The organism is Mariniflexile sp. TRM1-10, assembly GCF_003425985.1.
GTDB lineage: Bacteria > Bacteroidota > Bacteroidia > Flavobacteriales > Flavobacteriaceae > Mariniflexile.
In genome coordinates this window covers 964,729-990,382 of the sequence record NZ_CP022985.1, presented here as the reverse complement: position 1 = coordinate 990,382, position 25,654 = coordinate 964,729, and the positions used below count along the sequence as shown (strand labels likewise).

Genomic DNA, 25,654 nt, shown 5'->3' with positions numbered 1-25,654 from the left:
CTTATTAAATAATTATTATATATTTGCAAATAAATGTATCTCATAGATTTAACATAATATATCTATGTATTAGGTAATACGGTTTAGATAAAATGTTTTAATTTTGCACATCGATTTTAAAACAGACATTGAATAACAGACATTGAATAATTAAAGCTAAGTTACAGGCTATTAAAATTAACCACAATTAAAATGAACAAAAAATTAGATCAACAAGCAGCAGATAATATTAGAGCATTAGCTGTAGCGATGGTAGAGAAAGCGAATTCAGGACACCCAGGAGGCCCTATGGGCGGTGCAGATTTTATGCACATCCTATACTCCGAGTTCTTTAATTTCGACCCTACAGATATGGAGTGGCCTTTTAGAGACCGCTTTTTTATGGATGCAGGCCATTTGTCTACATTAATGTATGCACAGTATTATCTTTTAGGGAATTATGAAAAAAATGATGTTGCTAATTTTAGACAATGGGGTTCAATTACGCCTGGGCACCCAGAAGTAGATGTTAAAAGAGGTATCGAGAATACGTCAGGGCCATTAGGGCAAGGACATACTATGGGTATTGGTGCTGCGATAGGTGCTAAATTTTTACAAGCCAGATTTGGAGATTGGATGAATCATAAAATATATGGTTTTATTTCTGATGGCGGTGTGCAAGAAGAAGTTTCCCAAGGTGCTGGTAGAATTGCAGGTCATTTAGGATTGAGCAATTTTATCATGTTCTTCGATTCAAACGATATTCAATTATCAACGGCTACAGATGAAGTAACTACCGAAGATACTGCCATGAAATACGAAGCATGGGGTTGGAAAGTGGTGACTATAGACGGACATAACCACGATGAAATTAGAAAAGCTTTAACCGATGCTAATAATGAAACCGAAAAACCAACCTTAATAATTGGTAAAACCATCATGGGAAAAGGTGCCGTTGCAGCTGATGGTAGTATGTTTGAAGGACATTGTGAGTTACACGGTCAACCCATTGGTCATACAGGAGCAGATTATACAAAAACCTTATTAAACTTAGGGGCAAATCCAGAGAGCCCATTTGATATTTTTGAGGATGTTCAAGCATTATATAAAAATATTTTAAAAGAAAAAACAGCAAAAGCTGCCGAAAAGAAAGCTGAAATTGAAGCTTGGAGAGCTTCTAACAAAGCACTAGCTGAGAAATTAGATTTCTTCCTATCTGGTGAATTACCGGAATTGGATTTCGAATCTATTGAACACAAAGCAGGCTTAGCTTCTAGAGCTGCTTCATCGGGGGTATTAGGATATTTAGCTGGAAAAGTGGAGAACATGATTGTGTCTTCTGCCGATTTATCTAACAGTGATAAAACCGATGGTTTCTTAAAGAAAACACACGCCCTTAAAAAAGGTGATTTTAGCGGCGCCTTTTTACAAGCTGGTGTTGCCGAATTAACCATGGCGTGTATAGCAAACGGTTTAGCATTACACGGAGGGATTATTCCTGTAGTAGCTACATTTTTTGTATTTTCAGATTATATGAAACCAGCCATTCGTTTAAGTGGTATTCAAGAATTGCCAGTTAAATATGTGTGGACGCACGACGCATTCCGTGTTGGAGAAGATGGACCAACACACCAACCAGTAGAACAAGAAGCTCAAATTCGTTTATTGGAAAAACTTAAAAACCATAGTGGCAAACCAAGTTTCTTAGCCTTGCGTCCTGCCGATTCTGCAGAAACAAGTGTAGCATGGAAAATGGCTTTGGAAAATAAAAGCACACCAACGGGATTGATACTGTCAAGACAAAATATTAAAGACATTCCAGCAATAGGAGTTTCAAGATATAAAGAAGCTTTAGCTGCTGAAAAAGGCGGGTATTTAGTGAAAGAAGTTGAAAATCCAGATGTGGTTTTAATCGCTAACGGATCAGAAGTGGCAACATTAGTGGCTGCTGCTGAAATTTTAGAAGCAGAAAACGGATTGAAAGTAAACATCGCTTCAATAATTTCAGAAGGCTTGTTCAAACTTCAATCTAAAGACTATCAAAATACTGTGATTCCTAAAGACAAACCGCTATTTGGTTTAACTGCAGGATTGCCAGTAAACTTAGAAGGACTTGTAGGCGATAACGGAAAAGTTTTCGGATTAGACCATTTCGGGTATTCGGCACCAGCAAATGTATTGGACGATAAATTCGGCTTTACAGGCGAAAAAGTAAGCAAACAAGTATTAGAGTATTTAAAAACAGTATTAAAGACAATATAAAACGAAACGATATGAAATTTTTTATTGATACAGCAAATTTAAACGATATAGCCGAAGCACAAGCATTAGGTGTTTTAGATGGGGTTACTACAAACCCATCATTAATGGCAAAAGAAGGTATTACAGGTGAAGCTAACATTTTAGCACACTACAAAAAAATATGTGATTTAGTAGAAGGTGATGTAAGTGCCGAAGTGATTTCAACCGATTTTGAAGGCATGGTAAAAGAAGGAGAAGCTTTAGCAGCTTTACATCCTCAAATTGTGGTTAAATTACCACTGATTGCAGATGGTATTAAAGCATGTAAATATTTTTCAGACAAAGGTATTAGAACCAACGTAACCTTAGTGTTTTCAGCAGGTCAAGCTTTATTGGCAGCTAAAGCAGGTGCTACGTATGTGTCACCATTCATTGGAAGATTAGACGATATTTCTACCGATGGTTTGAACCTAATCTCAGAAATTAGACTTATTTACGATAACTACGGTTTCCAAACTCAAATTTTAGCAGCTTCAGTACGTCACACGATGCACGTTATAGATTGTGCTAAATTAGGGTCGGACGTTATGACGGGGCCATTGTCTGCTATTAAAGGCTTGTTAAAACATCCTTTAACTGATAGTGGTTTGGCTCAATTTTTATTAGATTACCAAAAAGGAAACAAATAACAGTAATTGTTTATTGAGTTAATAATATGACTGTTTATAATAAAGAATACCGAGAATTGCAACAGATAAAATTAGCTGTTGATTGTATTATTTTCGGGTTTAATGATAATAAATTAGAACTGTTATTAATTCATAGAGGTTTTGAGCCCGAAAAGGGTAAATGGTCCTTAATTGGTGGTTTTGTTGGAGAAAATGAAGACTTAGACAAAGCCGCCAATCGAGTTCTGTATAAACTATCCGGTTTAGAAGATATTTATATGGAACAAGTAAAAGCTTTTGGCAAAGCAGGTAGGGATTCTTCAGGACATGTGGTTTCTATTACGTATAGTGCCATGATTTTAAAATCGGAGTATAACGAAGAACAGATTAGCAAATATAATGCGAAGTGGTTTCCTATTGAAGAGTTGCCTGAATTGGTTTTTGATCATAAAGAGATGGTAGAATCTGCCATAAGAAGATTAAGGCGTCGCGTTAGAAATTTTCCGATAGCTTTTAATTTGTTGCCAGCTAAGTTTACGCTGCCCCAGTTACAAATGCTTTACGAAGGCATTTTAAACGAAACGCTCGATAAACGAAATTTTAGACGCAAAGTGTCGCAAATGAATTATTTGGTTCGATTGAATGAAAAAGATATGTCCGAATCTAGAAAAGGGGCCTATTTTTACACATTCGACGAAGCTCTGTACCAAACAGAACAGAATTTTAATCTTTAAAATCCCTAAAGATTATTTTTTTGTCTAAAATCATAAGTGTTTTTATAACACTTGAAAAATTTAATATTATATTGCATCGCAAATTTCAAATAGTACCCAATGAACTCATTTAAAATTTTTGAAATTAAGCGAAAATTAGGGGATTTTAGTTCTGTTGAAGGCTTTTTTTGAGTTACATAGCAGCGCTACGGAAGGAAGAAAAGGCAAAAACAGAGCTGAAATCAGCAATTTTTTAGCAAATTGAAAAATTTTAAATGAGTTCAATAACTGTATATTTAGATTGAAATTATGAGTAACGAAAAATACACTATAGGAATGGATTTTGGTTCCGATTCTGTTAGGGCATTAATAGTAAATACGGCAACGGGAGAAGAAATGGCCACAGCTGTTCATTATTATGCCCGTTGGAAACAAGGCAAATATTGCGAGCCTTCAAAAAATAAATTCAGGCAACATCCTTTAGATTATGTTGAGGGTATTGAGAGCACTATTAAATCGGTAGTTTCCCAAGTAAGTGATGAGGTTGTGAAAAACATTGTAGGCATTGGTGTCGACACAACAGGTTCCACACCAGTAGCAGTTGATAAAACAGGAACACCATTGGCGTTGCTAAAAGGTTTTGAAGAAAATCCAAATGCGATGTTTGTACTTTGGAAAGACCATACAGGTATTAAAGAAGCCGATGAGATAAATGCCTTATGTAAGAAATGGGACATCGATTATTCCCAATACGAAGGTGGTATTTATTCTTCGGAATGGTTTTGGTCAAAAATCCTTCATGTTTCAAGAGCAGATAAAAGCGTTTTAGATAATGCGTATTCATGGGTTGAACATTGTGATTGGGTGCCGTTTCTATTAACAGGTGGAAATGACGTCAATCAAATGAAACGTAGCCGTTGTGCTGCGGGTCATAAAGCCTTATGGCACGAGTCGTTTGGCGGATTACCTCCTAACGATTTTTTTGTGGCTTTAGATCCTGTTTTGGATGGATTAACAGAAAGACTATATAAAGAAACCCACACATCAAATATATCAGCAGGAACATTATCTCAAGAATGGGCAGAACGCCTAGGGTTATCAACTTCGGTTGTAGTGGCCGTAGGTGCTTTCGATTGTCACATGGGTGCAGTTGGTGTAAATATAGAGCCTTACTTTTTAACCAAAGTTATGGGAACTTCTACCTGCGATATTTTGGTAACACCATTACAAGAAAATGAACATTTAGTTAAAGGTATTTGCGGGCAAGTAGATGGGTCGGTAATTCCCAATATGTTAGGCTTAGAAGCTGGACAATCGGCTTTTGGTGATATTTATGCCTGGTACGAACGTTTGATTTCATGGCCTATTATAGAGCTTATTGGAAATTCAAATTTAATTAATGAAGATGTTAAAGCGAAACTGCTTGAAGAATCCATAGCGAACATCCTACCAAAACTAAGTGAAGCAGCGGCTAAAGAACCAATCGGTGCTTCGGGTGAATTAGCTTTGGATTGGATGAATGGTAGAAGAACGCCCGATGCCAATCAAAATTTAAAAGGAGTGATTTCTGGAATCAATTTAGGAAGCACGTCGCCTAAAGTATTTAGAGCATTAGTTGAAGCATCATGTTTCGGAGCTAAAAAAATTGCTGACAGATTTATTAGTGAAGGCATTCCCGTAAAAGGTGTTATCGCTTTAGGGGGCATTGCAAAAAAATCATCATTGGTAATGCAAATTATGGCAGATGTTTTAAATGCACCAATTAAAGTAGCCAAATCTGAGCAAGCATGTGCTTTAGGAGCCTCTATATTTGGAGCTGTGGCGGCAGGAATTCATCAAGACACCGAAACGGCAATGGATGCGATGGCAAGTCCTTTTGAAAAAGTCTATGAGCCAATAAAAGAAAATGCCGAAGCTTACAAAGAAGTCTATAATAACTATAGCGAGCTATGTATGGCTATGGAAAATCATATTATGAAAAACAGGTAAGTTTGGAGTTCAAAGTTCTGAGTTCTGAGTTAAGAGTTGAAAAGAGAAGTAAGAGAATAGAGAAGAGAAAATAGAAAAGAGAAGAAACATTTCACCAAGACCCAAGACCCAAAAACCAACAACCAACAACCAACAACCAAAACCCAACAACCATCAACCAAAAACCAAACATCATGAGTACATATAAATCATTAAAAGAAGAAGCTTTCGAAGCCAATATGCAGCTTCCAGAATTAGGTTTGGTCCTGTTTACATTTGGAAATGCAAGTGCCGTAGATAGAAGTAAAGGCGTATTTGCCATAAAACCAAGTGGCGTGCCTTATGTGGATTTGAAACCAGAAGATATGGTCATTTGCGATTTTGATGCTAAAATAGTTGAAGGCAATATGCGTCCATCGTCCGACACAAAAACCCATGCCGTTTTATACAAAGAATGGGAAAAAATCGGAGGTGTTGTACATACACATTCAACTTACGGAACTGCATGGGCACAGGCTGTAAAGGATATCCCAATTTTTGGCACTACACACGCCGATCATTTAATTTCTAATATTCCTTGTGCACCACCAATGAAAGATGATTATATTGCGGGCGATTATGAGCATATGACGGGGTATCAAATTATTGATTGCATCAAGGAACGTGGGTTGGATTATAATGAAGTAGGTATGATTCTCGTTGGTAACCATGCGCCATTTACCTGGGGTTCAACCGTTTCCAAAGCTGTTTATAATAGTGCTGTCTGTGAAGAAGTTGCTAGAATGGCTTATTTAACTTTGCAAATTAATCCGAATGCAGCTATTTTAAAAGATGCATTAAAAAAGAAACATTACGACCGTAAACATGGCAAAGATGCTTATTACGGACAAGGTTGTTAAATAAATAATTGTAAACTAAATAATTAACTAAATTAAATTAATATGGGTATTTTATCTTTTGCTGCTTTTACTTTACTGGTTGCTGTTATCGCATGGTGGTCTACACGAAAAACCGATGAGAATTCATCTGATGGTTATTTCTTAGGAGGAAGAAGTCTTACGGGACCAGTTATTGCGGGGTCTTTATTATTAACCAATTTATCTACCGAGCAAATTGTAGGGATGAATGGTGTATCGTTCAGGGACGGTCTGCCAATTATGGCTTATGAAGTTGTTGCTGCTATTGCTATGGTATTTACGGCGTTTATATTGTTGCCTAAATACCTTAAAGGTGGTATTGCAACAATTCCTCAATTTCTGGAAAATCGCTATGGAAAAACAACAAAAACCATTGTTTCATTATTATTCTTATTAGGATATGCCATATCTATGTTGCCAACCGTATTGTATTCTGGAGCATTAGCGATAAATACCATGTTCGATATTCCCGAAATGTTAGGGACAGGTCCTGTAACGACACTTTGGATTACTGTTTGGTCTATTGGTATAATAGGTAGTATTTATGCCATTTTTGGAGGGTTAAAAGCTGTAGCTGTATCCGATTCCATAAATGCTGTGGGATTGATTGTAGGCGGTTCTTTAATACCAATTTTTGGTTTGATGTATATAGGAGATGGTAATATGTTTACGGGCTTAAGCACATTAACTAAAGCACTTCCAGAGAAGTTTGATATTATTGGAGGACCAGATTCCGATGTACCATTTTGGACACTTTTTACTGGGATGATTATCGTGAACTTTTATTATTGGGGAACCAATCAAGCTATTATTCAAAGAGCCTTAGGTGCTAAAAACTTAAAGGAAGGTCAAAAAGGTCTTTTATTGGCAGCATTCATTAAAATATTAGGGCCTTTTATCGTGGTATTACCTGGTATCATTGCATTTTATATTTTCAATGGCGATTTGGCAAATGCCGATGAGGCTTATCCAATGCTTGTAAAAGCGGTGTTGCCAGTAGCGTTTATCGGGTTCTTTGCAGCAGTACTTTTCGGCGCTATTTTAAGTTCGTTTAACAGTGCTTTAAATAGTTCGGTAACCTTATTTGGTTTGGATTTTTATAAAGAATACATCAATAAAGACGCTTCAGAAAGACAAACTGTAAAAGCAGGTAAAATTTTCGGAACTGTTTTAGCTATATTTTCTATGGCAATAGCACCGTTGTTATATGGTGTTCAAGGTGGTATCTTTACCTATTTACAAGAGCTAAACGGTACGCACAGTGTGCCTATTTTAGCTATTATATTAGTTGGTATCTTCTCCAAACGCGTGTCAGGAAAAGCAGCAAACATTGCTATTTTGTTTAGCGCCATTACGTATTTAATCTTATTATATGTTGTGAGACCAATGTGCATAGAATCGGGTACGTATTTCCCGCACTTCTTACATTTAATGGGAATGCTTTTTGTTCTTGTTGTAATCATCATGTATGCTGTAAGTAAATTTTATCCAAGAGAAACAGATTATGACCAAGAATATACCAAGCAAGTCGATATCACTTCTTGGGAATATTTAAAACCTGTAGGTTTTGCTATTGTGGCCATGGTTATAGGACTTTATATTTATTTATCATAATATGAACTCGTTTAAACTTTTTTGGCCAATTGTGAAAAGTTTAAACGAGTTTAATAACACTTTTTAAAATAAAAATGATCAATTTAAAATTAGGCGAAGTATGGTTTGTAACCGGAAGCCAACATTTATACGGCCCTGAAACATTAAAACAGGTTGCTGAACATTCTAAAGAAATTGCAGATGCTTATACCGCAAATACCGTTATTCCGGTAAATGTGGTTTTTAAACCAACGGTAAAATCGCCAGAAGAAATTCATGCTATTTGTAAAGCAGCAAACAATGACGATAATTGTATAGGTATCATTACCTGGATGCATACATTTTCGCCAGCTAAAATGTGGATTGCAGGCTTGAATGCATTACAAAAACCATTTTTGCATTTGCACACACAATTCAATAGAGATATTCCTTGGGGAACTATCGATATGGATTTTATGAATTTAAATCAATCGGCACATGGTGGTCGTGAGTTTGGATTTATAGCATCTAGACTTCGATTAAATCGCAAGGTGGTAGTAGGACATTGGAAAGACGAAAAGGTTATTAAAAAAGTAGCCGATTGGTGTCGTGTAGCGAATGCAGTAGCCGATAGCAGACGTATGAAAGTAGCCCGTTTTGGTGACAATATGCGACAAGTTGCGGTGACCGACGGAAATAAAGTGTCTGCTCAAATTAAATTTGGATACGAAGTAAATGGTTACGGTATTGGCGATTTAGTGGATTATATAAATCAAATTACCGATGCACAAGTTGATAATCTTGTGCAGGAGTATGATGATACCTATGTAATGGCTGCCAAAATTAAATCAGATGGCGCCATGCGTGCTTCTTTAAAAGACGCAGCCAAAATAGAGTTGGGTATGCGTGCCTTTTTAGAAAACGGTGGTTATACAGCATTTACCGATACGTTTGAGGATTTACATGGCATGAAACAATTACCAGGCATTGCAACACAGCGTTTAATGGCAAGTGGTTATGGTTTTGGTGGAGAAGGCGACTGGAAAACATCAGCTTTAGTGCGTACCATGAAAGTTATGGGTGCCGGTTTAGAAGGTGGAAACAGTTTTATGGAAGATTACACGTATCATTTCGATCCAGATAATATGACCTGTTTAGGCTCTCACATGTTAGAAATTTGTCCAACGATTGCTAAAGGCGATGTGTCTTGTGAAATCCATCCTTTAGGAATTGGAGGTAAAGAAGATCCCGTAAGATTGGTGTTTAATGGTGGCGCAGGAAGTGCACTAAACGCATCGGTGGTAGACATGGGTAACCGTTTTAGAATGTTGGTAAACAAGGTAGAGGCTGTAGAAATTAAAGACGAACTTCCTAAATTACCTGTTGCACGCGTCCTTTGGGATGCAAAACCAGATTTGCAAACAGCAGCGGCAGCATGGATTTATGCAGGTGGCGCACACCATACTTGTTACAGCCAAAATATTTCTACTGAATCGTTAGAAGATTTTGCAGAAATTATGGACATCGAGTTTTTATTAATAGATGAAAAAACCGATTTATATAGATTTAAACAAGAGCTTCGTTGGAATGATGCAGCTTATGTTCTGAATAAAGGGTATTAGCCATTATAACTGATAAAACGAAAAGCTGTTGTGTATATTTACGCAACAGCTTTTTTTTTTCAATTGAATTAGGCACAATTTTAAAATGAATCTAATTCCCAGAGCTAAATTTGCTATAAACTAAACTAGCTAAAATGCCCATGATAGCAAAATGAACAATATAAAGAACCGCATTTATGAGCGTTCCAGATAAATCAATAATATTAGCTGTAGCGTTATCTATCAAACCATCACCCAAGCCAATTAAAATACCTAGCCATACCCCGAAGTTAGCACCAATAGATACACTGTGTGTGTCACTAGCCCATTTAGAGTACATCGTAGAAAATGCAAATCCTACAATTAAACAGCCTAATGCCAAAAGTGGCATATCGGGAATTTCTTTTATCAAACCATCGGTTGGAATATGTTCTTTAAGTATGGGGTCTCCAATGATCCCCCAAATTAGCCACCCTCCAAAAAAGCCCCAAAGCGTGGTAACTAGCGTAGAAATTAAATTTGATTTTGAAAACATAATAATGGTTTTAGTTGGTTATATTTAAATAAAAGTAGTAAAAATTATTATATCATCTGTTTTTAAGTTAAATGTTTGTGTATTTTTAAATTATTGTATTTTTTCAATAGGTTGGTGTTTCATTTAAAATAGAGGATTGAAGTATTTGGAAATCATCAGAAGTAAATTATTTGTTGTAGATTTATAGATGCTTAGAACACATCTTGACTTTTTGTTTTTAACCGAAAATGAGATAAAATTTGTAGAGATGAGGCACTTTTTGAAAGACATAGCACCACTACGTATAAAAAAAGTAACGAAATATGGACGAATTTTAGCCATTCCTGCCTGCCTGCCGGCAGGCAGGTTTTAGGAAATAGAAAAAGTCAAGAAGAGCTCTTATTCCAACTGGTCGTAGCAAATAAAAAACGAAAGTTTTTTTAATAACTTCCGACTTATTTACGATTGAAAGGCATATTGAAAATAATTTAAAAAGAAAGGAAACATTGCTATGCTAACTTGGAAAGAAATTATCAATTTCACTATAAAAGGAAACCCAACACCAGACAAACGTGTTGAAAAAACAGAGGATGCATGGAAGGAAATATTAACTCCAGAACAATTTAGAATAACAAGGCAAAAAGGTACAGAACCTCCGCATAGTGGTGCTCTTTGTAGTATTTATGATGAAGGGCAATACAATTGTGTGTGTTGTGGTACACCGTTGTTCGATTCTACTATTAAATTTAGTTCTGGTACGGGGTGGCCCAGTTTTACACAACCCATAAAGCCAAATGCTATTAAGTACGAAAGAGATACCGCCTATGGTATGGTTCGTGTTGAGGTTATGTGTAATACCTGTGATGCCCATTTAGGTCATGTATTTTCAGATGGACCAGAACCTAGCGGATTGCGATATTGCATCAATTCAGAATCCATGGTATTAGAAAAATAACAATTAATTCCTTCCCTTAATTTGAGGGAAGGTGGATTTCAACTTTTTTAAGTTGAAAGACGGAAGGGTAATATAATGACAAACAAAAATTTACAAGTAACAACAGTCGGTGGCGGTTGTTTTTGGTGTACAGAAGCAGTTTTCCAAGAATTAAAAGGTGTTGAAAAAGTAGTGTCGGGATATTCTGGAGGCGATGCGCCTGGGCATCCAACATATCGCGAAATTTGTTCTGGATTAACGGGGCATGCCGAAGTGGTTCAAATAACATTTGATGCGAACATTATTTCTTATGAAGATATCTTGTTTATTTTCATGACCACCCACGACCCTACAACGATGAATAAACAAGGAGCTGATGTTGGTACACAATACCGTTCGGTTATTTATTATCATGACGAAGCGCAAAAGCAAATAGCTGAAGCTGTCATAGAAAAAGTGGCTGACTATTATGATAACCCCATAGTTACCGAAATAAGTCCTTTGGAAATATTTTATAAAGCCGAAGATTATCATCAAAATTATTATAGCAACAATAAAGAACAGGGCTATTGTAATTTTGTCATTACGCCAAAATTGGCGAAACTTAGAAAATTGTACGGAGATAGATTAAAATGATGAAACTGAATATAAAAGACACATTTAATAAAGAATTACCCTCAGATCCTATTCTTGAAAATACAAGAAGGCAGGTTGAAAAAGCCTGTTTTTCTTATGTGAATCCAAAACAAACTACAAAACCGGAATTGCTTCACGTGTCGCCCGAAATGTTGGAAAATTTAGGGCTTTCAAAAGAAGATTCACAAACTAAGGAATTTCTAGAAGTATTTACAGGGAACGCAATTTTACCAAATACTGCGCCTTATGCCATGTGCTACGGTGGGCATCAATTTGGAAATTGGGCAGGACAATTAGGTGATGGACGCGCTATTAATTTAGTAGAAGTTGAGCATAACAATAAACGTTGGGCACTTCAATTAAAAGGAGCAGGGGAAACACCTTATTCCCGAACTGCCGATGGGTTGGCAGTATTGCGTTCATCAATTAGAGAATATTTGTGTAGTGAAGCCATGCACCATTTGGGTGTGCCAACTACCCGGGCCTTATCGTTGGCATTGTCGGGTGATGCCGTTTTGCGGGATGTCATGTATAATGGTAATTCAGAATATGAAAAAGGTGCGATTGTTTGCAGAGTGGCACCATCTTTTTTACGTTTTGGCAACTACGAAATTTTTGCTGCTCGACAAGATTTCAACACTTTAAAAACGGTGGTAGATTATACGATTAAGTATTTTTTTAGTGATTTGGGCGAACCTTCAAAAGACACATATTTAGCTTTTTTTAAGGAAGTGATGCAACGGACTTTGGATATGATTATTCACTGGCAACGGGTCGGTTTTGTACACGGTGTGATGAATACCGATAATATGTCCATCCTTGGTTTGACTATAGATTATGGACCTTACGGTTGGTTGGAAGGCTTCGATTTTGGATGGACGCCCAACACGACCGATCGCCAACATAAACGTTACCGTTATGGCAACCAACCAAACATTGGGTTGTGGAATTTATATAAATTAGCAAACGCACTCTTTCCTTTAATTGAAGATGCAGAAGCACTTGAACGTATTTTAGACCAATATAAAGCAGATTTCGAAGTGAAGTCTTTAGAAATGATGCGTTCTAAATTAGGATTGGAAATTGAAGATGTTTTTGATGCCTCATTAGTTCAAGATTTGGAAGATAATTTGTTGCTCACAGAAACCGATATGACCATCTTCTTTAGAAAATTAAGTGATTTCAATATTGAAAAAGCTTCCGAAGGATTGGATGTTGTTAAAGATGCTTTTTATATTCCAACAGAAATAACCGCGGAAATTCAACAAAAATGGGAAGCGTGGTTTCAGCGGTATGCCGAGCGTTTGGGACAAGAACAAACAAATTCCGAAGAACGAAAAGAAAAAATGGATTTGGTCAACCCAAAATACGTGCTCCGGAATTATATGGCACAATTAGCTATTGATGATGCCGATAAAGGTGAGTATAAGTTAATTGATGAATTATTTCAAATGCTTAAAAAACCATATGACGAACAGCCTAAATATGAAAAATGGTTTGCCAAACGACCCGATTGGGCACGACATAAAATAGGTTGCTCCATGTTATCGTGTAGTTCGTAAATAAATGTCATTCAGTAAAAAAACAATAGTGAATTTAGGATTAGGAATGGCGGCTATTGGAAGGCCGCATTATATTAATGTAAGGACCAATACCGTAGTAAAAAGCGATGTCAATGAGCTTAAAGTCAATGGGTTTAAGGTATTGGATGCTGCTTATAATTTAGGGGTTCGTTATTTCGATACTGCACCGGGTTATGGATTAGCTGAAGCGTTACTGATAGATTGGTTAGCAGACAAAAATGATAAAAACATTCAAATAGGAACAAAATGGGGGTACACCTACACAGCCAATTTTGATAAAAATGCTATAATTCACGAAGTGAAAGAGCATAGTATTTCTAAATTAAAAGAGCAATGGCAAGTATCTAAAAAGCTATTGCCTTTTTTAACCACCTATCAAATCCATTCAGCAACTTTAGAAACGGGAGTTTTGGAAAATGCCGAAGTTTTAAATGAATTGGCTTATTTGAAAAGGGAGTACCAAATAAAAATCGGAATTTCAACAACAGGTGATAACCAAGTTGAGGTTATTAAAAAGGCTTTAGAAGTTTCTGTTGATGGTAGATCTTTGTTCGATACCTTTCAAAGTACCTATAATATTTTAGACCAAAGTATTTTAAGTATTAGTGCTCAATTAAAACAAGAGGACAAACAATTAATTGTTAAAGAAGCTTTGGCAAATGGTAGGATTTTTAGAAATAAAAACTTTCCAACATATCATAATTTATATAGTGCACTTGAAAATTTGTCATATAAATATGATGTTGGGGTAGATGCTATCGCTTTACAATTTTGCAATGCAACCATTCCTGAAAGTATGGTTTTAAGCGGAGCAAGTACCGTTAATCAGTTACAGGAAAATCTAAAAGCGAACACGATTATTTTAAATGAAGAAGACATGGTTTTGTTAAAAAGCTTTAGTGTTGAACCCGTAGCTTATTGGAACGAACGCAAGCAATTACAATGGAATTAATTTCTAAAATAGCATTAGGAGGCGGTTGCCATTGGTGTACAGAAGCTGTTTTTCAATCGTTGCTAGGTATTGAAAAAGTAGAACAAGGTTATGTTGCATCTATTGATGAAAATGCCTCATTTTCAGAAGCTGTGATTGTTCATTTTAAGCCTGAAATAATTTCATTAGAAACGCTCGTCGAAATTCATTTGTATACACATAAAAGTACGAGCAATCATTCCATGCGAACAAAATATCGTTCAGCAATTTATACGTTTTCAGAAGCACAAAATCAGCAATCAAAAGCCATTATAAATAATTTTCAAAAGGAATTTGACAACAAATTAATAACCAAAGTGTATCCGTTTCATTCCTTTAAAGCGTCTAGAGACGACATACAAAATTACTATATAAAGAATCCTGAAAAACCCTTTTGTGAAACATTTATCAATCCGAAGTTAAAATTGGTATTGGAACGATTTTCCAAACAAGCCAATATGGAAAAGTTAAAGCATTTGATAGCGTAAAAGCGGATGTAGCAGGATTTAGGCAGTCTCTTATTATTTTTAAAAACTGATCTAATGTATTTTTGTAATCATCCATTTAGTACATGACAAAAATTCAAATATATTCAGATGTCAGTCTGAGCGCAGTCGAAGACATTGGAAATGTTGCTTTTAATTGCATTTCGATTACACTCAATGTGACACGCTTTATTTTTGTCATGTACTAAAATAATCCATTAAAATATTTATATGACCACAGTAAACGATTTATTAAGTCTATTAGTCTTAGAAAAGATTAGCAATACTGAATTTAACGGCGTAAGTAAAACCATTGGTAGTCCCATTGTTTTCGGAGGCCAGGTATTGGCGCAAGCCATTCATGCTGCTAGTAGAACAATAACCAACAATAGGGTATTGCACTCGATGCATTCCTATTTTTTGGAAGCTGGTAATTTAGAGTTGCCCATTACCTATAACGTAAGCATTGTAAGGGATGGTGGTAGTTTTTCAGTACGTCGGGTTACAGCACATCAGAAGGAAAGAACCATTTTTATATTATCGGCATCGTTTCATAAAAAGGAGGCAGGCTATGATCATCAAATAGCGATGAAGCCTAGTTTAAAACAACCTGAAGATTTGTTGAGTTGGACAGACATTCTTCAGCAATTTGGAGATTATTTACCAAAAAGTCTTAAAGCTTTTTTTGAAATTGAGCGTCCTATTGAATTTAAGCCAACCGAGATAGTAAATCCTTTGGACAAGAAAGATTTACCACCATTCAGCGATGTATGGTTTAAGTTGAAAGGTGATGCAAAGAACTTGGATTTAGCTACAAAACAGCAAATATTAACCTATATTTCAGATTATAATATTTTAAGTTCGGTGCTTTACCCGCATGCCAGTAAAGCACATTGGGGCAATACGCAAACGGCAAGTTTAGACCATTCTATGTGGTATTTTAGAGATTTTGATTTTGATGATTGGTTGTTGTACTCTATGGAATCTCCAAGTGCTTCCCATGCCCGAGGTTTTGCCCGAGGAAATATATTTACCAGAGACGGGAAATTGATAGCTTCGGTAGCTCAAGAAGGCTTAATGCGACCAATTATTAAGTAATGAACTCGTTCAAACGAGTTCATTACTTAATAATTTTTACATGTTGTAATTAATTTAAGATGTTTAAGACTAACTGAATTAATTTGTATTTTTACAATTCTTAAATTTAAAGGCATGGACCAATACGAGCATCTTGAATCGCCAATGATTTTTAAAATAAGTTTTAATGAACTTCTTAAAACTTACGAGGCGCTTGTTAATAGCGATGATGAGTTTGTTGCAGCCAAAGCCAAACGAATTCTAGAAATTCAGAAACCCTATCCTGAATTAAGAGCGGGATTTACAGAGTTATCGTTGCTAGAAACCTATAAAAAACCTATAGAAGTTATTCTGCAGGATACCTTTAGTCCTATTTTAACCAATAACGAAATTAAAACGGCATCCATACCATTTCAAAATATAGTATTCAATACGTCCAACCGTTTTAAAAATATTATCAAACATGCTGGAGATGATTTTGTCTTGCAAATTAAAAACATGCCAGAAGATGATACGTATATTATCACCTGTATAGTTATTTTAAATTTCTGCTATGGCTATAATTTAAATTTAAAACGCCCGTTTTTTTATGAAATTCCTGATGAGCATGGCATTTTACGCTATTATAAAATTTTATATAATGCCGATTTTTGTGAAATAACACCAACCGAAAGCGCTAAAAAAATTACCCAAGAAGATTATGATGAGTTGTTGGATAATTTTGATAACATCGCGCTTTGGAAAGAAAAATTTCCGCCCAATAGTTATTTGTTCAAAGGTTTTGTAATATCAAACATTTTTGATGTCACAGACGATCAGTCTATTTCAAACATCAAATCTAATCTTATTATAGATGAAGAATGTGTCGATGAAGATTTTATAGAAAACTTTCACAAAACATTTCAATCGCTTTTAGGTATTAAAAACATAAAGGTAGGTTTTTCGGTATACAATAAGGAAGACGGTCTTTTTGAATCCGTTCTTGGTATGGGCAATAGCAGTTTTTTAATTAATAGCGATGAGCCAAAACCGTGCAAGCAGGCTTTATGTCATGGTTCTTATGATAAATTACTAAAGGAAAAGAAATTCTATGCGGTATCCGATGTAGATAGGCTGTGCGAGTGTTCTCAAGGACGGGCGCCACAGTTGGAGACTTTTAAAAACCAAGGCATTAAAAGCGTTATTTTAGCACCCATTGCCGATGGTGATGATTTACTAGGGGTATTAGAAATCGTTTCACCTGAACCCAAAGTTTTGAATAGCATCAATGCTAATAAGCTAAATGATGTGATGCCATATATCGTGTCTGCAGTTTTACGCTCAAAAAGAGAAGAGGAGAATTTAATTGAAGCTGTCATTCAACAAGAATGTACATCTATTCATCCAAGTGTGCATTGGAAATTCGAAAAAGAAGCAAAAACCTTTATAAAAGAACAATTTAACGGCAATCAAGCGGTATTTAACAAAATTTCGTTTGAAGACATTTATCCATTATATGGACAAATTGATATCAAAGGGTCTTCTGAAGCAAGAAATTGGGCAACGCAGCAGGATTTAATGTTACAGCTTAATGAAGTAAAAATCATTCTGAATGAAGCTTTTAAAGAAGAGCAATTTCCTATATATGAGCAGTTTATATTTCAAATAGATAATTATTTAGAAGGATTAGATGCCCATTTCCAGGTAGATAGCGAACAACAAATTACAGGATTTTTAAAACATGACATCAATCCCTTATTAGAACATCTATCAAAATTTGAAGTATTGCATGCCATTATCAATGTATATAAAGAATCGATTGAAGCTAAGGTTGGTACTTTTTATAAGCATAGAGAAAACTATGACAATACAATTTCTAGTATCAACAAAAAAATGGCTTCGCTGCTAGATAAAAAACAAGAAGAGGCACAAAAAATGTATCCACATTATTTTGAACGCTTTAAAACAGATGGCGTAGAACACAACATGTATATAGGTGAAGCTATTACTAAAGAAGAAAGTTTCAATCCTATTTATTTATATAATTTAAGATTGTGGCAACTGCAGGTGATGTGCGAAATGGAAAATGCTTATTACCAAATGCAACCTACCTTTCCTATTGGTTTAGATGTGGCTTCCATGATTTTAGTGTTCAATCAGCCATTATCCATTAGTTTTAGAATGGATGAAAAGCAGTTTGATGTAGACGGTACTTATAATGCGCGGTACCAAATTGTAAAAAAACGTGTTGATAAAGCATTTATAAAAGGAACCCAAGAGCGTGTCACCCAAAAAGGAAAAATAAGCATTATTTATTCCCAAAAACAAGACGAACAAGAATACTTACGCTACATTAAATTTTTACAATCGAAAAATTATTTAGATGATGATGTGGAAATTGTTGAATTGGAGGATTTGCAAGCAGTAACTGGATTGAAAGCGATTCGCGTTAGTTTACTGTACCACAAAGACAAAAAAGACAAAGCGTTTTATACCTACGACGATTTAATTAGAGAAATTAAAGCTTAAACAGTCTCTTAGCGAGTATTAAGGTTAAATGCGATGGTAAAAGCAATAACGCTTATAATAATACCAATCATGAATACGCTATAGGTTAACCTAAGTATTTTATATTTTTTATCTAAAACCAATCCAAGAAAATATAAATCCTTTTTCATAGAAGCGTATAAATACTCTCTATCTAGCATCATTTCTCCCATAGCCCACTCAAAATCTGCTAGACTCATTTTGTGGAAATTTCCAAAGAACAATAAATTTACTTTTTTATTGGCAACGTCTTCTTTTGTGAACTTTCCGCTGGTAACATTTGGACGTGTCGCTAAAATGGACAAAATAATAGAAGCTACCGTAAAGAGTACAAAAATAATTGTTGGTATAATGAGATATTTATTTGAGGCATTATCTAATTTAGAAACCAAATTTGATAAAACCAATGACACAATTATGGCATTTACCGATAGGAGGATATTAGCTTTAGTATCGGCTATGTTGCTTAAAGTGATATGATTTCTTAAAGTGACTCTAAACATGGTTTCTATACCGCGTTCGGGCAATTCAGCTTTGTTTTTTTTAAAACTTAATTCTGTTTTCTTTTGTTTAAGTTTAACGGAATCTTGCTTTATCTTATTTTGAAGCTTTAATAATCGCGATAAATTTTTTGTTTTCGTTGCAGTCCAATTTGTTGAAGCTGCTTCGGAATAAAACCGATGGTTGTTGGTTAAAAAATGAATGTTCTCTTCTAACCATTCGGCATCCGTCAAAGTTTTATCACAAGTAAGTTCCCATTCTTTTCTAAGTAATTCTGTAGCATCTCCAAAATCTTTGCTTCCAATGTGGGCAAAATCGGCATCACGAATAATTTTCTCGCTTATATTTTTGGGTTCGTATCCCATTACTGTAGCTAAAATTAAATCCTTAACAGCTTTGATAGTATCTTCAGAAGCATTGTGGTTCTTTAAAAAATCTTCAGCAATAGAAATGCTTTTCTCTTCGTGTTTTTCTATACCTTCAGTATAACCCGTATCATGAAGCCAAGCAGCTAATACCAATATTTCTTTTTCAGAATCACTTAAATTTGATAAGTCAGATAATTCTTTGACCTTTTCAACGACAAGTTGCGTATGTGCCAAATTGTGGTAAATATAGTGGCTACTTAGTTTTTCATTTAATAAATGAATGACGTGTTTTTCGACTTCAGCAATAAGATTATCCATAAGAGATTACGATTTAAAGTAAAAATACTAAACTTTGATGAATTTAAACATTCGTGTTTATTTGTCGTAAATTTAGGCAATGCTTTCTCGTTTCAATAATTTAGTTTTGTAAGGAGGCTTAAATGATATCTACTGAATGAAGTGATGCTAGCAAACGCATTAATTTTTGTCTAAACAAATTTTAAGATAGTTAGCGATAATCTATCTTTATCAAAAATATAAAACTGACCAAATGACTTCTCAAATAAGAATAATTGCCATTTTTATCGCCGCTATATTTTTGAATGCTTGTGCTACTTATCATCCACAGTACAAGGATTCAAACCGGGAAAAAGATTTGCTCCAAAAAGACATTGCCTACTCATTTTACTTAATTGGTGATGCTGGAAACTCACCTTTAGGCACTTCCTCAAAAGCGTTGGAAGCATTTAAAAACGCACTAAGTAAAGCTACAGAACACAGTACGGCTATTTTTTTAGGTGATAATGTATATCCGAAAGGCTTACCAAAAAAAAATCATCAAAGTAGGGCATTTGCAGAACATCAATTGAATATACAAACAGCAGCGGTTAAAAATTTTAAAGGAAAAACCATTTTTATTCCCGGAAATCACGACTGGTATTCTGGTATTAAAGGTTTAAAACGACAAGAAGATTTTATTGAAGATAAATTAGGCAAAAACACTTTTTTGCCCGAAAACGGTTGCCCAATTGAAAAAGTAGACATTTCGGATGATGTCGTATTAATTATTATAGATTCGGAATGGTATTTAGCCGATTGGGATAACTATCCGACCATTAACGACGATTGTGACATAAAAACCAGAACCAAGTTTTTTGATGAACTTGAAGGCGAAATTAAAAAAGCGCAAGGAAAAACAACGCTAATAGCTGTGCACCATCCTATGTTTACGAATGGTTCGCATGGTGGGCAATATTCATTTTCAAGCCATTTAAAACCATTTCCAGTACTTGGAACACTAAAAAATCTCGTAAGAAAAACAGGAGGGGTTACAACTGTAGATGTGCAAAATAAGCTGTACAACACCTTTAGAAAACGCGTCATTACCCTATCTCAAGAAAATGACAAGGTCATTTTTGTTTCGGGACACGATCATAACTTGCAGTATATATTTCAAGATAATTTACCGCAAATTATAAGTGGTTCAGGATCTAAAATTTCAGCCACTCGAAATGTGGGAAAAGGGCAATTTTCTTATGCAACACCTGGTTATGCCATATTGGATGTTTATACAGATGGTTCTTCCAAAGTTCGTTTTTTTTCGGCTGAAGATGGCAACGTGGTGTTTCAAACAGACGTGCTTTCAAAAGATAAGGGAGGAGAAGCTACTAATTATCCAGCATCATTTCCAAAGGAAAAAACAGCGTCTATTTATAAAAAAGAAGAAATCACTAAAGGAGGCGTATATAGAACGATTTGGGGAGAACGTTTTCGAAACTATTACGGTACAGAAGTTAAAGCGCCAATAGTAGATTTAGATACGCTTTTTGGCGGCTTGACTCCCATTAGAAAAGGAGGAGGACACCAATCTAAATCGCTGCGATTAAAAGACAAGCAAGGTAGGGAATACGTTATGCGCGCCCTTCGGAAAAATGCCATTCAGTATTTACAAGCAGTAGCTTTTAAAGATCAATATATTGAAGGCGAGTTTGAAGATACTTACACCGAAGGCTTGCTACAGGACGTTTTTACAGGTTCGCACCCGTATGCACCATTTGTGGTGGGCACTTTAGCTGATGCTGTGGGTGTTTACCATACAAATCCTGTGCTGTATTATGTGCCAAAACAAAAAGCAATTGGCATTTTTAACGATGAGTTTGGTGATGAGTTATATATGATTGAAGAGCGTACCGATGACGGACATGGTGATAAAGCAAGTTTTGGGTTTTCGAATACTATGATTAGTACCGATGATTTGTTGAAAAAGATTAATAAAGATGAAGATTTTGTTTTGGACGAAGCGGCTTATATTCGAGCACGTTTGTTCGATATGCTTATTGGCGATTGGGATAGGCACGAAGACCAATGGCGTTGGGCAGCATTTAAAGAAAGCGGAAAAACAATGTACCGACCTGTTCCCAGAGATAGGGATCAAGTATTTTCTAAAATGGCAGATGGTGTCTTGTTGGGTTTTGCCACCTCGGTAATTCCTGGGTTGCGATTAATGAAATCCTATGATGAGGATTTAAAGAACCCGAAGTGGTTTAATTTGGAGCCTTATCCGTTGGATATGGCACTGATTAACCAGTCGGATCGCAAGGTTTGGAACGCGCAAGTGAAGCAAATAGTAGATAATTTAACTGATGAAGTTATAGATAAAACATTTGCCAATTTTCCAAAGGAAGTGCAGGACGAAACCATTCAAGATATCAAATTAAAACTTCGAGGAAGGCGCAGTAATCTTCAAAAAATTTCGGACGCTTATTACAATCATATAAACAAGTTTGGTATTGTAAAAGGAACAAGTAAAGACGATTGGTTTGAAATTGAACGCCTGCCAAATGGCAATACAAAAGTGACTGCATATCGTATTAAAAAAGGAGAAAAGGCAGATGTGTTTCATCAACGCACATATAATTGTAATGATACCAATGAAATTTGGGTGTATGGGTTGGACGACGACGATGTTTTTAATGTTTCAGGTGAAGCCGATATGCTCATTAAAATACGGTTAATTGGCGGTCAAAATAATGATACCTACGATATTTTAAACGGAAAAAAAGTTAAAATTTACGATTACAAATCCAAAGAAAATACATTTAAAACTACCAACGGAAATGTGAAATTAACCGATGATTACGAAACCAATGTATACGATTATAAAAAGTTAAAAAACAATACCAATCAGCTCATTCCAACCATAGGCGCTAATCCAGATGATGGTTTTAAAATAGGGTTGTCAAATACGTTTACTAAATACGGTTTCGAGCGCAATCCGTTTACGTCACAACACACACTTTCTGGGGCTTATTATTTCGCTACAGAAGGTTTCGATTTACATTATAAAGGAGAGTTTGCTAATGTGGTAGGCAACATGAATTTAGGTTTGAAAGCACATTTTACAAGCCCTAATTTTGCAATGAATTTCTTTGGTTTTGGAAATGAAACACCAAATTATGAAGCAGATGAGAATGATGGTTTAGACGTCGGTTTAGATTATAACCGTGTAAAAATTAGTTTGTTTAAAGTGGCGCCTTCTTTAATTTGGCGAGGGCGTTTTGGTGCTAGTTTTGAAGTTGGAGTATCTTATGAGCATAATGAAGTTGAAGAAACTGAAGGACGCTTTATCAATCTGGTATTAAACGACATAATAGAAGTTAGCAATGGTTTTTATGGAATTCAGACGAAGTACCAGTATTCAAATTCCGATAATGAAGCCTTTCCTACCTTAGGGATGCTGGTCGCTTTTGAAGCAGGATATAAAAATAATGTTGATACCTCAAAAGGGTTTGGTTATATCATCCCAGAAATCGCTTTCGATTATAAATTATTACCAAGTGGACAACTGGTTTTGGCTAGCAAACTTAAAGCGCAGATTAATTTAGGCGATGATTTCGAATTTTATCAAGCAGCAAATATTGGTGCAAACAATGGGTTAAGAGGTTATAGAAACGAACGTTTTACAGGTAAAACTGCGTTTGTGCAAAGTACCGACTTACGTTTAAATTTGCGTAAAGTAAAAACTGGGCTATTGCCGTTAAATATTGGTTTGTATGGTGGCGCCGATTACGGTAGGGTTTGGGTTAAAGATGATGATTCCGATAGATGGAATACCTCTGTGGGTGGCGGTATTTTTGTTAATGCAGCAAATATGGTTACGGGAAATTTTTCGGCATTTCATAGTCATGATGGATTGCTTCTAGCATTTAAATTAGGGTTTGGTTTTTGATAGTTTTCTATTGAACTCGTTGAAACTTTTCTGATTGAAATGAAAAATTTAAGCCTGAGTAGCTGGTTCATGGACAAAAAAAGAACCATTTTTAGCCAATTGTGAAAAGTTTAAATCACTTCACTATTAAGATTAATTACTTATGCATTAAAAACCACTTTATTAATGTTAAATTTGTCAAAATATTTTTAATAAGAATTATAAAGTGGATAAAAACATATTACGCATAGGTCATCGAGGAGCTAAAGGGCATTTAGCCGAAAACACTTTAGAATCTATTAAAAAAGCTTTGAGTTTAGGTGTCGATGGTATTGAAATAGATGTACATAGATGTGCATCGGGACAGTTAGTGGTGTTTCATGACTTCACATTAGACAGAATGACGAATACTTCTGGCGAGGTTTCAAAATATACATTGAACCAATTAAAGCGTGTTGAAGTCAAAGGACACTGCCAAATACCAACCTTGTCTGAAGTTTTAACTTTTGTAAACAATAAGTGTTTGTTAAATATAGAACTAAAAGGACACGATACGGCTGACGAAGCAAGTCGGTTAATCGCTTTTTTTGTTGAGAAAAAAGGTTGGGAATATAAAAATATTATAGTTTCCAGTTTTCAAACGAACTTATTGGAAACGGTTCATAAAGTAAACCCAAATATTCCTTTAGGAGTGATTACCGATACTAATTTGGATGAAGCTGTAAATTTTGCAAAAACTATAAATGCGGTTTCCATTCATCCCGATTACACCATGTTGACCCAAGAGATTGTCGAAAAATTAAAGGAAGATTTTAAAGTATTCACTTTTACGGTAAACAACTTAAAACCCATAAAACGAATAAAATCTTATGGGGTAGATGGTATTATTTCAGACTTCCCTGAGAGACTATGATTGAAAAAGATGTGATTATTGTTGGTGGTGGAGCTGCAGGTTTTTTTGCAGCTATTAACATTGCAGAACAAAATCCACTTTTAAAAGTAGCGATTCTTGAACGCGGGAAAGAAGGCTTGCAAAAGGTGAAAGTATCTGGAGGTGGAAGATGTAATGTAACGCATGCCGAATTTATTCCCCAAGAACTCATAAAAAATTATCCACGTGGCGAAAAGGAATTGCTAGGGCCTTTTCATCAATTTATGACGGGCGATACCATTGAATGGTTTGAAAAACGAGGCGTTGCATTGAAGATTGAAGAAGATGGTAGAATGTTTCCAGTGTCAAATACGTCACAAACGATTATTGACTGTTTTTTAAATGAAGCCAAAAAACATAAGGTTGAGGTTTTATATAATCAAAGTGTGACTACAATCTCTCCTCGAACGTGTCACACTGAGCTTGTCGAAGTGCAGTCAAATGGTTTTGAAATTTCAACAAAAGACATTATTTTTTCTTGCAAAAAATTATTAATAGCAACAGGAAGTAATCCTAAAATCTGGAATCTTTTAGAAAGCTTGGGTCATAGTATTTCACAACCTGTTCCTTCATTATTTACATTTGATATTAAAGACGAACGTATCAAGGGTATTCCCGGAGTTGTAGTTCAAAATGTCGAGGTTAAAGTTTTAGGAACCGATTTATGGAGTGATGGACCATTACTTATTACGCATGTTGGAATGAGCGCACCAGCCATTTTAAAATTATCAGCTTTTGGCGCTATAGAATTAGCAAAACGAGACTATAAATTTCAAATTGAAGTTAATTTTATAAAACAAACGTTTGAAGATTGTTTAGATATTTTAAAAACACTAAAACACGATTTAGCCAAAAAAACAGTGCTCAAATCAACTCAGTTTGACTTGCCTAAACGTTTGTGGCAAAAATTGGTATTGGCGTCTAATATGAATCAAGAAACCCGTTGGGCAGATTTAAATAAAAGCCAGTTAGAAAGTTTAGCATCACAACTTACGCAAGCCATTTTTCAGGTGGATGGAAAAAGCACGTTTAAAGAAGAATTTGTTACTGCTGGTGGCGTCGAATTAAAAGAAATTAATTTTAAAACCTATGAAAGTAAACTTCATAAGAACCTTTATTTTGCAGGCGAAGTGATTAATGTAGATGCCATAACAGGAGGTTTTAATTTTCAAAATGCATGGACAGGGGCATATATTGCTGCTAGATCAATTTCAGAATAATTTTTATATTGCATAATATATATTTAATGTATATATTTGATAT

Annotated in this window: 19 protein-coding genes; 17 read left to right on the top strand and 2 right to left on the bottom strand. The window is 35.3% G+C overall.

Annotation, left to right across the window (positions count from 1 at the left end; translation table 11 throughout):
* The first annotated feature begins 192 nt into the window (after positions 1–192).
* The 7 genes from CJ739_RS04565 (at position 193) to araA (ending at position 9,680) form a co-directional block, all read left to right on the top strand.
* Positions 193–2,241: a transketolase family protein gene (locus CJ739_RS04565; RefSeq protein WP_117172880.1), complete on the top strand. Its 2,049-nt coding sequence runs from the start codon at positions 193–195 to the stop codon at positions 2,239–2,241.
* An 11-nt stretch (positions 2,242–2,252) separates the two neighbouring features.
* Positions 2,253–2,909: a fructose-6-phosphate aldolase gene (gene fsa, locus CJ739_RS04560; protein ID WP_117172878.1), complete on the top strand. Its 657-nt coding sequence runs from the start codon at positions 2,253–2,255 to the stop codon at positions 2,907–2,909.
* A 26-nt stretch (positions 2,910–2,935) separates the two neighbouring features.
* Positions 2,936–3,622 (top strand): NUDIX hydrolase, encoded by a 687-nt coding sequence (locus CJ739_RS04555; protein WP_117172876.1) that lies wholly within the window; start codon positions 2,936–2,938, stop codon positions 3,620–3,622.
* A gap of 288 nt (positions 3,623–3,910) precedes the next feature.
* Positions 3,911–5,590, top strand: a complete 1,680-nt coding sequence (locus tag CJ739_RS04550; protein WP_117172874.1) for a ribulokinase — start codon at positions 3,911–3,913, stop codon at positions 5,588–5,590.
* Between the two features lie 170 nt (positions 5,591–5,760).
* On the top strand, positions 5,761–6,468 hold the full coding sequence (locus tag CJ739_RS04545; protein WP_205419402.1) for an L-ribulose-5-phosphate 4-epimerase: 708 nt from the start codon (positions 5,761–5,763) through the stop codon (positions 6,466–6,468).
* A gap of 42 nt (positions 6,469–6,510) precedes the next feature.
* Positions 6,511–8,100 carry a solute:sodium symporter family transporter gene (locus CJ739_RS04540; RefSeq protein ID WP_117172870.1) on the top strand — a complete coding sequence of 530 codons (1,590 nt, stop codon included), beginning with the start codon at positions 6,511–6,513 and terminating at the stop codon, positions 8,098–8,100.
* Between the two features lie 74 nt (positions 8,101–8,174).
* On the top strand, positions 8,175–9,680 hold the full coding sequence (araA, locus tag CJ739_RS04535) for an L-arabinose isomerase (RefSeq protein WP_117172868.1): 1,506 nt from the start codon (positions 8,175–8,177) through the stop codon (positions 9,678–9,680).
* Positions 9,681–9,771: 91 nt separating this feature from the next.
* Here the strand turns inward: araA and CJ739_RS04530 are convergent, their stop codons facing one another.
* Positions 9,772–10,194, bottom strand: a complete 423-nt coding sequence (locus CJ739_RS04530; protein ID WP_117172866.1) for a hypothetical protein — start codon at positions 10,192–10,194, stop codon at positions 9,772–9,774.
* Positions 10,195–10,684: 490 nt separating this feature from the next.
* Here CJ739_RS04530 and msrB point away from each other — a divergent pair, with 490 nt between their 5' ends.
* The 7 genes from msrB to CJ739_RS04495 all read left to right on the top strand — a co-directional run bounded on the left by msrB (position 10,685) and on the right by CJ739_RS04495 (position 18,366).
* A complete protein-coding gene (msrB, locus tag CJ739_RS04525) occupies positions 10,685–11,128 on the top strand; it encodes a peptide-methionine (R)-S-oxide reductase MsrB (RefSeq protein WP_117172864.1) in 444 nt (147 codons plus the stop codon).
* A gap of 75 nt (positions 11,129–11,203) precedes the next feature.
* Positions 11,204–11,743: a peptide-methionine (S)-S-oxide reductase MsrA gene (gene msrA / locus CJ739_RS04520; protein WP_117172862.1), complete on the top strand. Its 540-nt coding sequence runs from the start codon at positions 11,204–11,206 to the stop codon at positions 11,741–11,743.
* Positions 11,743–13,305 (top strand): protein adenylyltransferase SelO, encoded by a 1,563-nt coding sequence (locus tag CJ739_RS04515; protein WP_117172860.1) that lies wholly within the window; start codon positions 11,743–11,745, stop codon positions 13,303–13,305. The genes msrA and CJ739_RS04515 overlap by 1 nt, the downstream gene beginning before the upstream one ends.
* Before the next feature lie 4 nt (positions 13,306–13,309).
* Positions 13,310–14,278, top strand: a complete 969-nt coding sequence (locus CJ739_RS04510; RefSeq protein WP_236951598.1) for an aldo/keto reductase — start codon at positions 13,310–13,312, stop codon at positions 14,276–14,278.
* A complete protein-coding gene (locus tag CJ739_RS04505) occupies positions 14,269–14,784 on the top strand; it encodes a peptide-methionine (S)-S-oxide reductase (protein ID WP_117172858.1) in 516 nt (171 codons plus the stop codon). Before CJ739_RS04510 ends, CJ739_RS04505 begins: the two co-directional genes overlap by 10 nt.
* 228 nt (positions 14,785–15,012) lie before the next feature.
* Positions 15,013–15,879, top strand: coding sequence for an acyl-CoA thioesterase (locus CJ739_RS04500; protein ID WP_117172856.1), 867 nt, complete (start codon positions 15,013–15,015; stop codon positions 15,877–15,879).
* 114 nt (positions 15,880–15,993) lie between these two features.
* Entirely contained in the window at positions 15,994–18,366 is a 2,373-nt protein-coding gene (locus CJ739_RS04495) for a GAF domain-containing protein (protein WP_117172854.1), read from the top strand.
* An 8-nt stretch (positions 18,367–18,374) separates the two neighbouring features.
* Here CJ739_RS04495 and CJ739_RS04490 read toward each other — a convergent pair whose 3' ends face one another.
* Entirely contained in the window at positions 18,375–19,571 is a 1,197-nt protein-coding gene (locus tag CJ739_RS04490) for a Pycsar system effector family protein (RefSeq protein ID WP_117172852.1), read from the bottom strand.
* A gap of 232 nt (positions 19,572–19,803) precedes the next feature.
* Here CJ739_RS04490 and CJ739_RS04485 point away from each other — a divergent pair, with 232 nt between their 5' ends.
* From CJ739_RS04485 to CJ739_RS04475, 3 genes are all read left to right on the top strand, one after another.
* A complete protein-coding gene (locus tag CJ739_RS04485; RefSeq protein ID WP_117172850.1) occupies positions 19,804–23,481 on the top strand; it encodes a metallophosphoesterase in 3,678 nt (1,225 codons plus the stop codon).
* Positions 23,482–23,686: 205 nt separating this feature from the next.
* A complete protein-coding gene (locus CJ739_RS04480) occupies positions 23,687–24,373 on the top strand; it encodes a glycerophosphodiester phosphodiesterase (protein WP_236951597.1) in 687 nt (228 codons plus the stop codon).
* Positions 24,370–25,611, top strand: a complete 1,242-nt coding sequence (locus CJ739_RS04475; RefSeq protein ID WP_117172847.1) for a BaiN/RdsA family NAD(P)/FAD-dependent oxidoreductase — start codon at positions 24,370–24,372, stop codon at positions 25,609–25,611. Before CJ739_RS04480 ends, CJ739_RS04475 begins: the two co-directional genes overlap by 4 nt.
* Positions 25,612–25,654: the final 43 nt, after the last annotated feature.

Coding starts and splice junctions, on each gene's coding strand:
- CJ739_RS04565 (WP_117172880.1), top strand. CDS start 193: ATGAACAAAAAATTAGATCAACAAGCAGCAGATAATATTAGAGCATTA.
- fsa (WP_117172878.1), top strand. CDS start 2,253: ATGAAATTTTTTATTGATACAGCAAATTTAAACGATATAGCCGAAGCA.
- CJ739_RS04555 (WP_117172876.1), top strand. CDS start 2,936: ATGACTGTTTATAATAAAGAATACCGAGAATTGCAACAGATAAAATTA.
- CJ739_RS04550 (WP_117172874.1), top strand. CDS start 3,911: ATGAGTAACGAAAAATACACTATAGGAATGGATTTTGGTTCCGATTCT.
- CJ739_RS04540 (WP_117172870.1), top strand. CDS start 6,511: ATGGGTATTTTATCTTTTGCTGCTTTTACTTTACTGGTTGCTGTTATC.
- araA (WP_117172868.1), top strand. CDS start 8,175: ATGATCAATTTAAAATTAGGCGAAGTATGGTTTGTAACCGGAAGCCAA.
- CJ739_RS04530 (WP_117172866.1), bottom strand. CDS start 10,194: ATGTTTTCAAAATCAAATTTAATTTCTACGCTAGTTACCACGCTTTGG.
- msrB (WP_117172864.1), top strand. CDS start 10,685: ATGCTAACTTGGAAAGAAATTATCAATTTCACTATAAAAGGAAACCCA.
- msrA (WP_117172862.1), top strand. CDS start 11,204: ATGACAAACAAAAATTTACAAGTAACAACAGTCGGTGGCGGTTGTTTT.
- CJ739_RS04515 (WP_117172860.1), top strand. CDS start 11,743: ATGAAACTGAATATAAAAGACACATTTAATAAAGAATTACCCTCAGAT.
- CJ739_RS04510 (WP_236951598.1), top strand. CDS start 13,310: ATGTCATTCAGTAAAAAAACAATAGTGAATTTAGGATTAGGAATGGCG.
- CJ739_RS04505 (WP_117172858.1), top strand. CDS start 14,269: ATGGAATTAATTTCTAAAATAGCATTAGGAGGCGGTTGCCATTGGTGT.
- CJ739_RS04500 (WP_117172856.1), top strand. CDS start 15,013: ATGACCACAGTAAACGATTTATTAAGTCTATTAGTCTTAGAAAAGATT.
- CJ739_RS04495 (WP_117172854.1), top strand. CDS start 15,994: ATGGACCAATACGAGCATCTTGAATCGCCAATGATTTTTAAAATAAGT.
- CJ739_RS04490 (WP_117172852.1), bottom strand. CDS start 19,571: ATGGATAATCTTATTGCTGAAGTCGAAAAACACGTCATTCATTTATTA.
- CJ739_RS04485 (WP_117172850.1), top strand. CDS start 19,804: ATGACTTCTCAAATAAGAATAATTGCCATTTTTATCGCCGCTATATTT.
- CJ739_RS04475 (WP_117172847.1), top strand. CDS start 24,370: ATGATTGAAAAAGATGTGATTATTGTTGGTGGTGGAGCTGCAGGTTTT.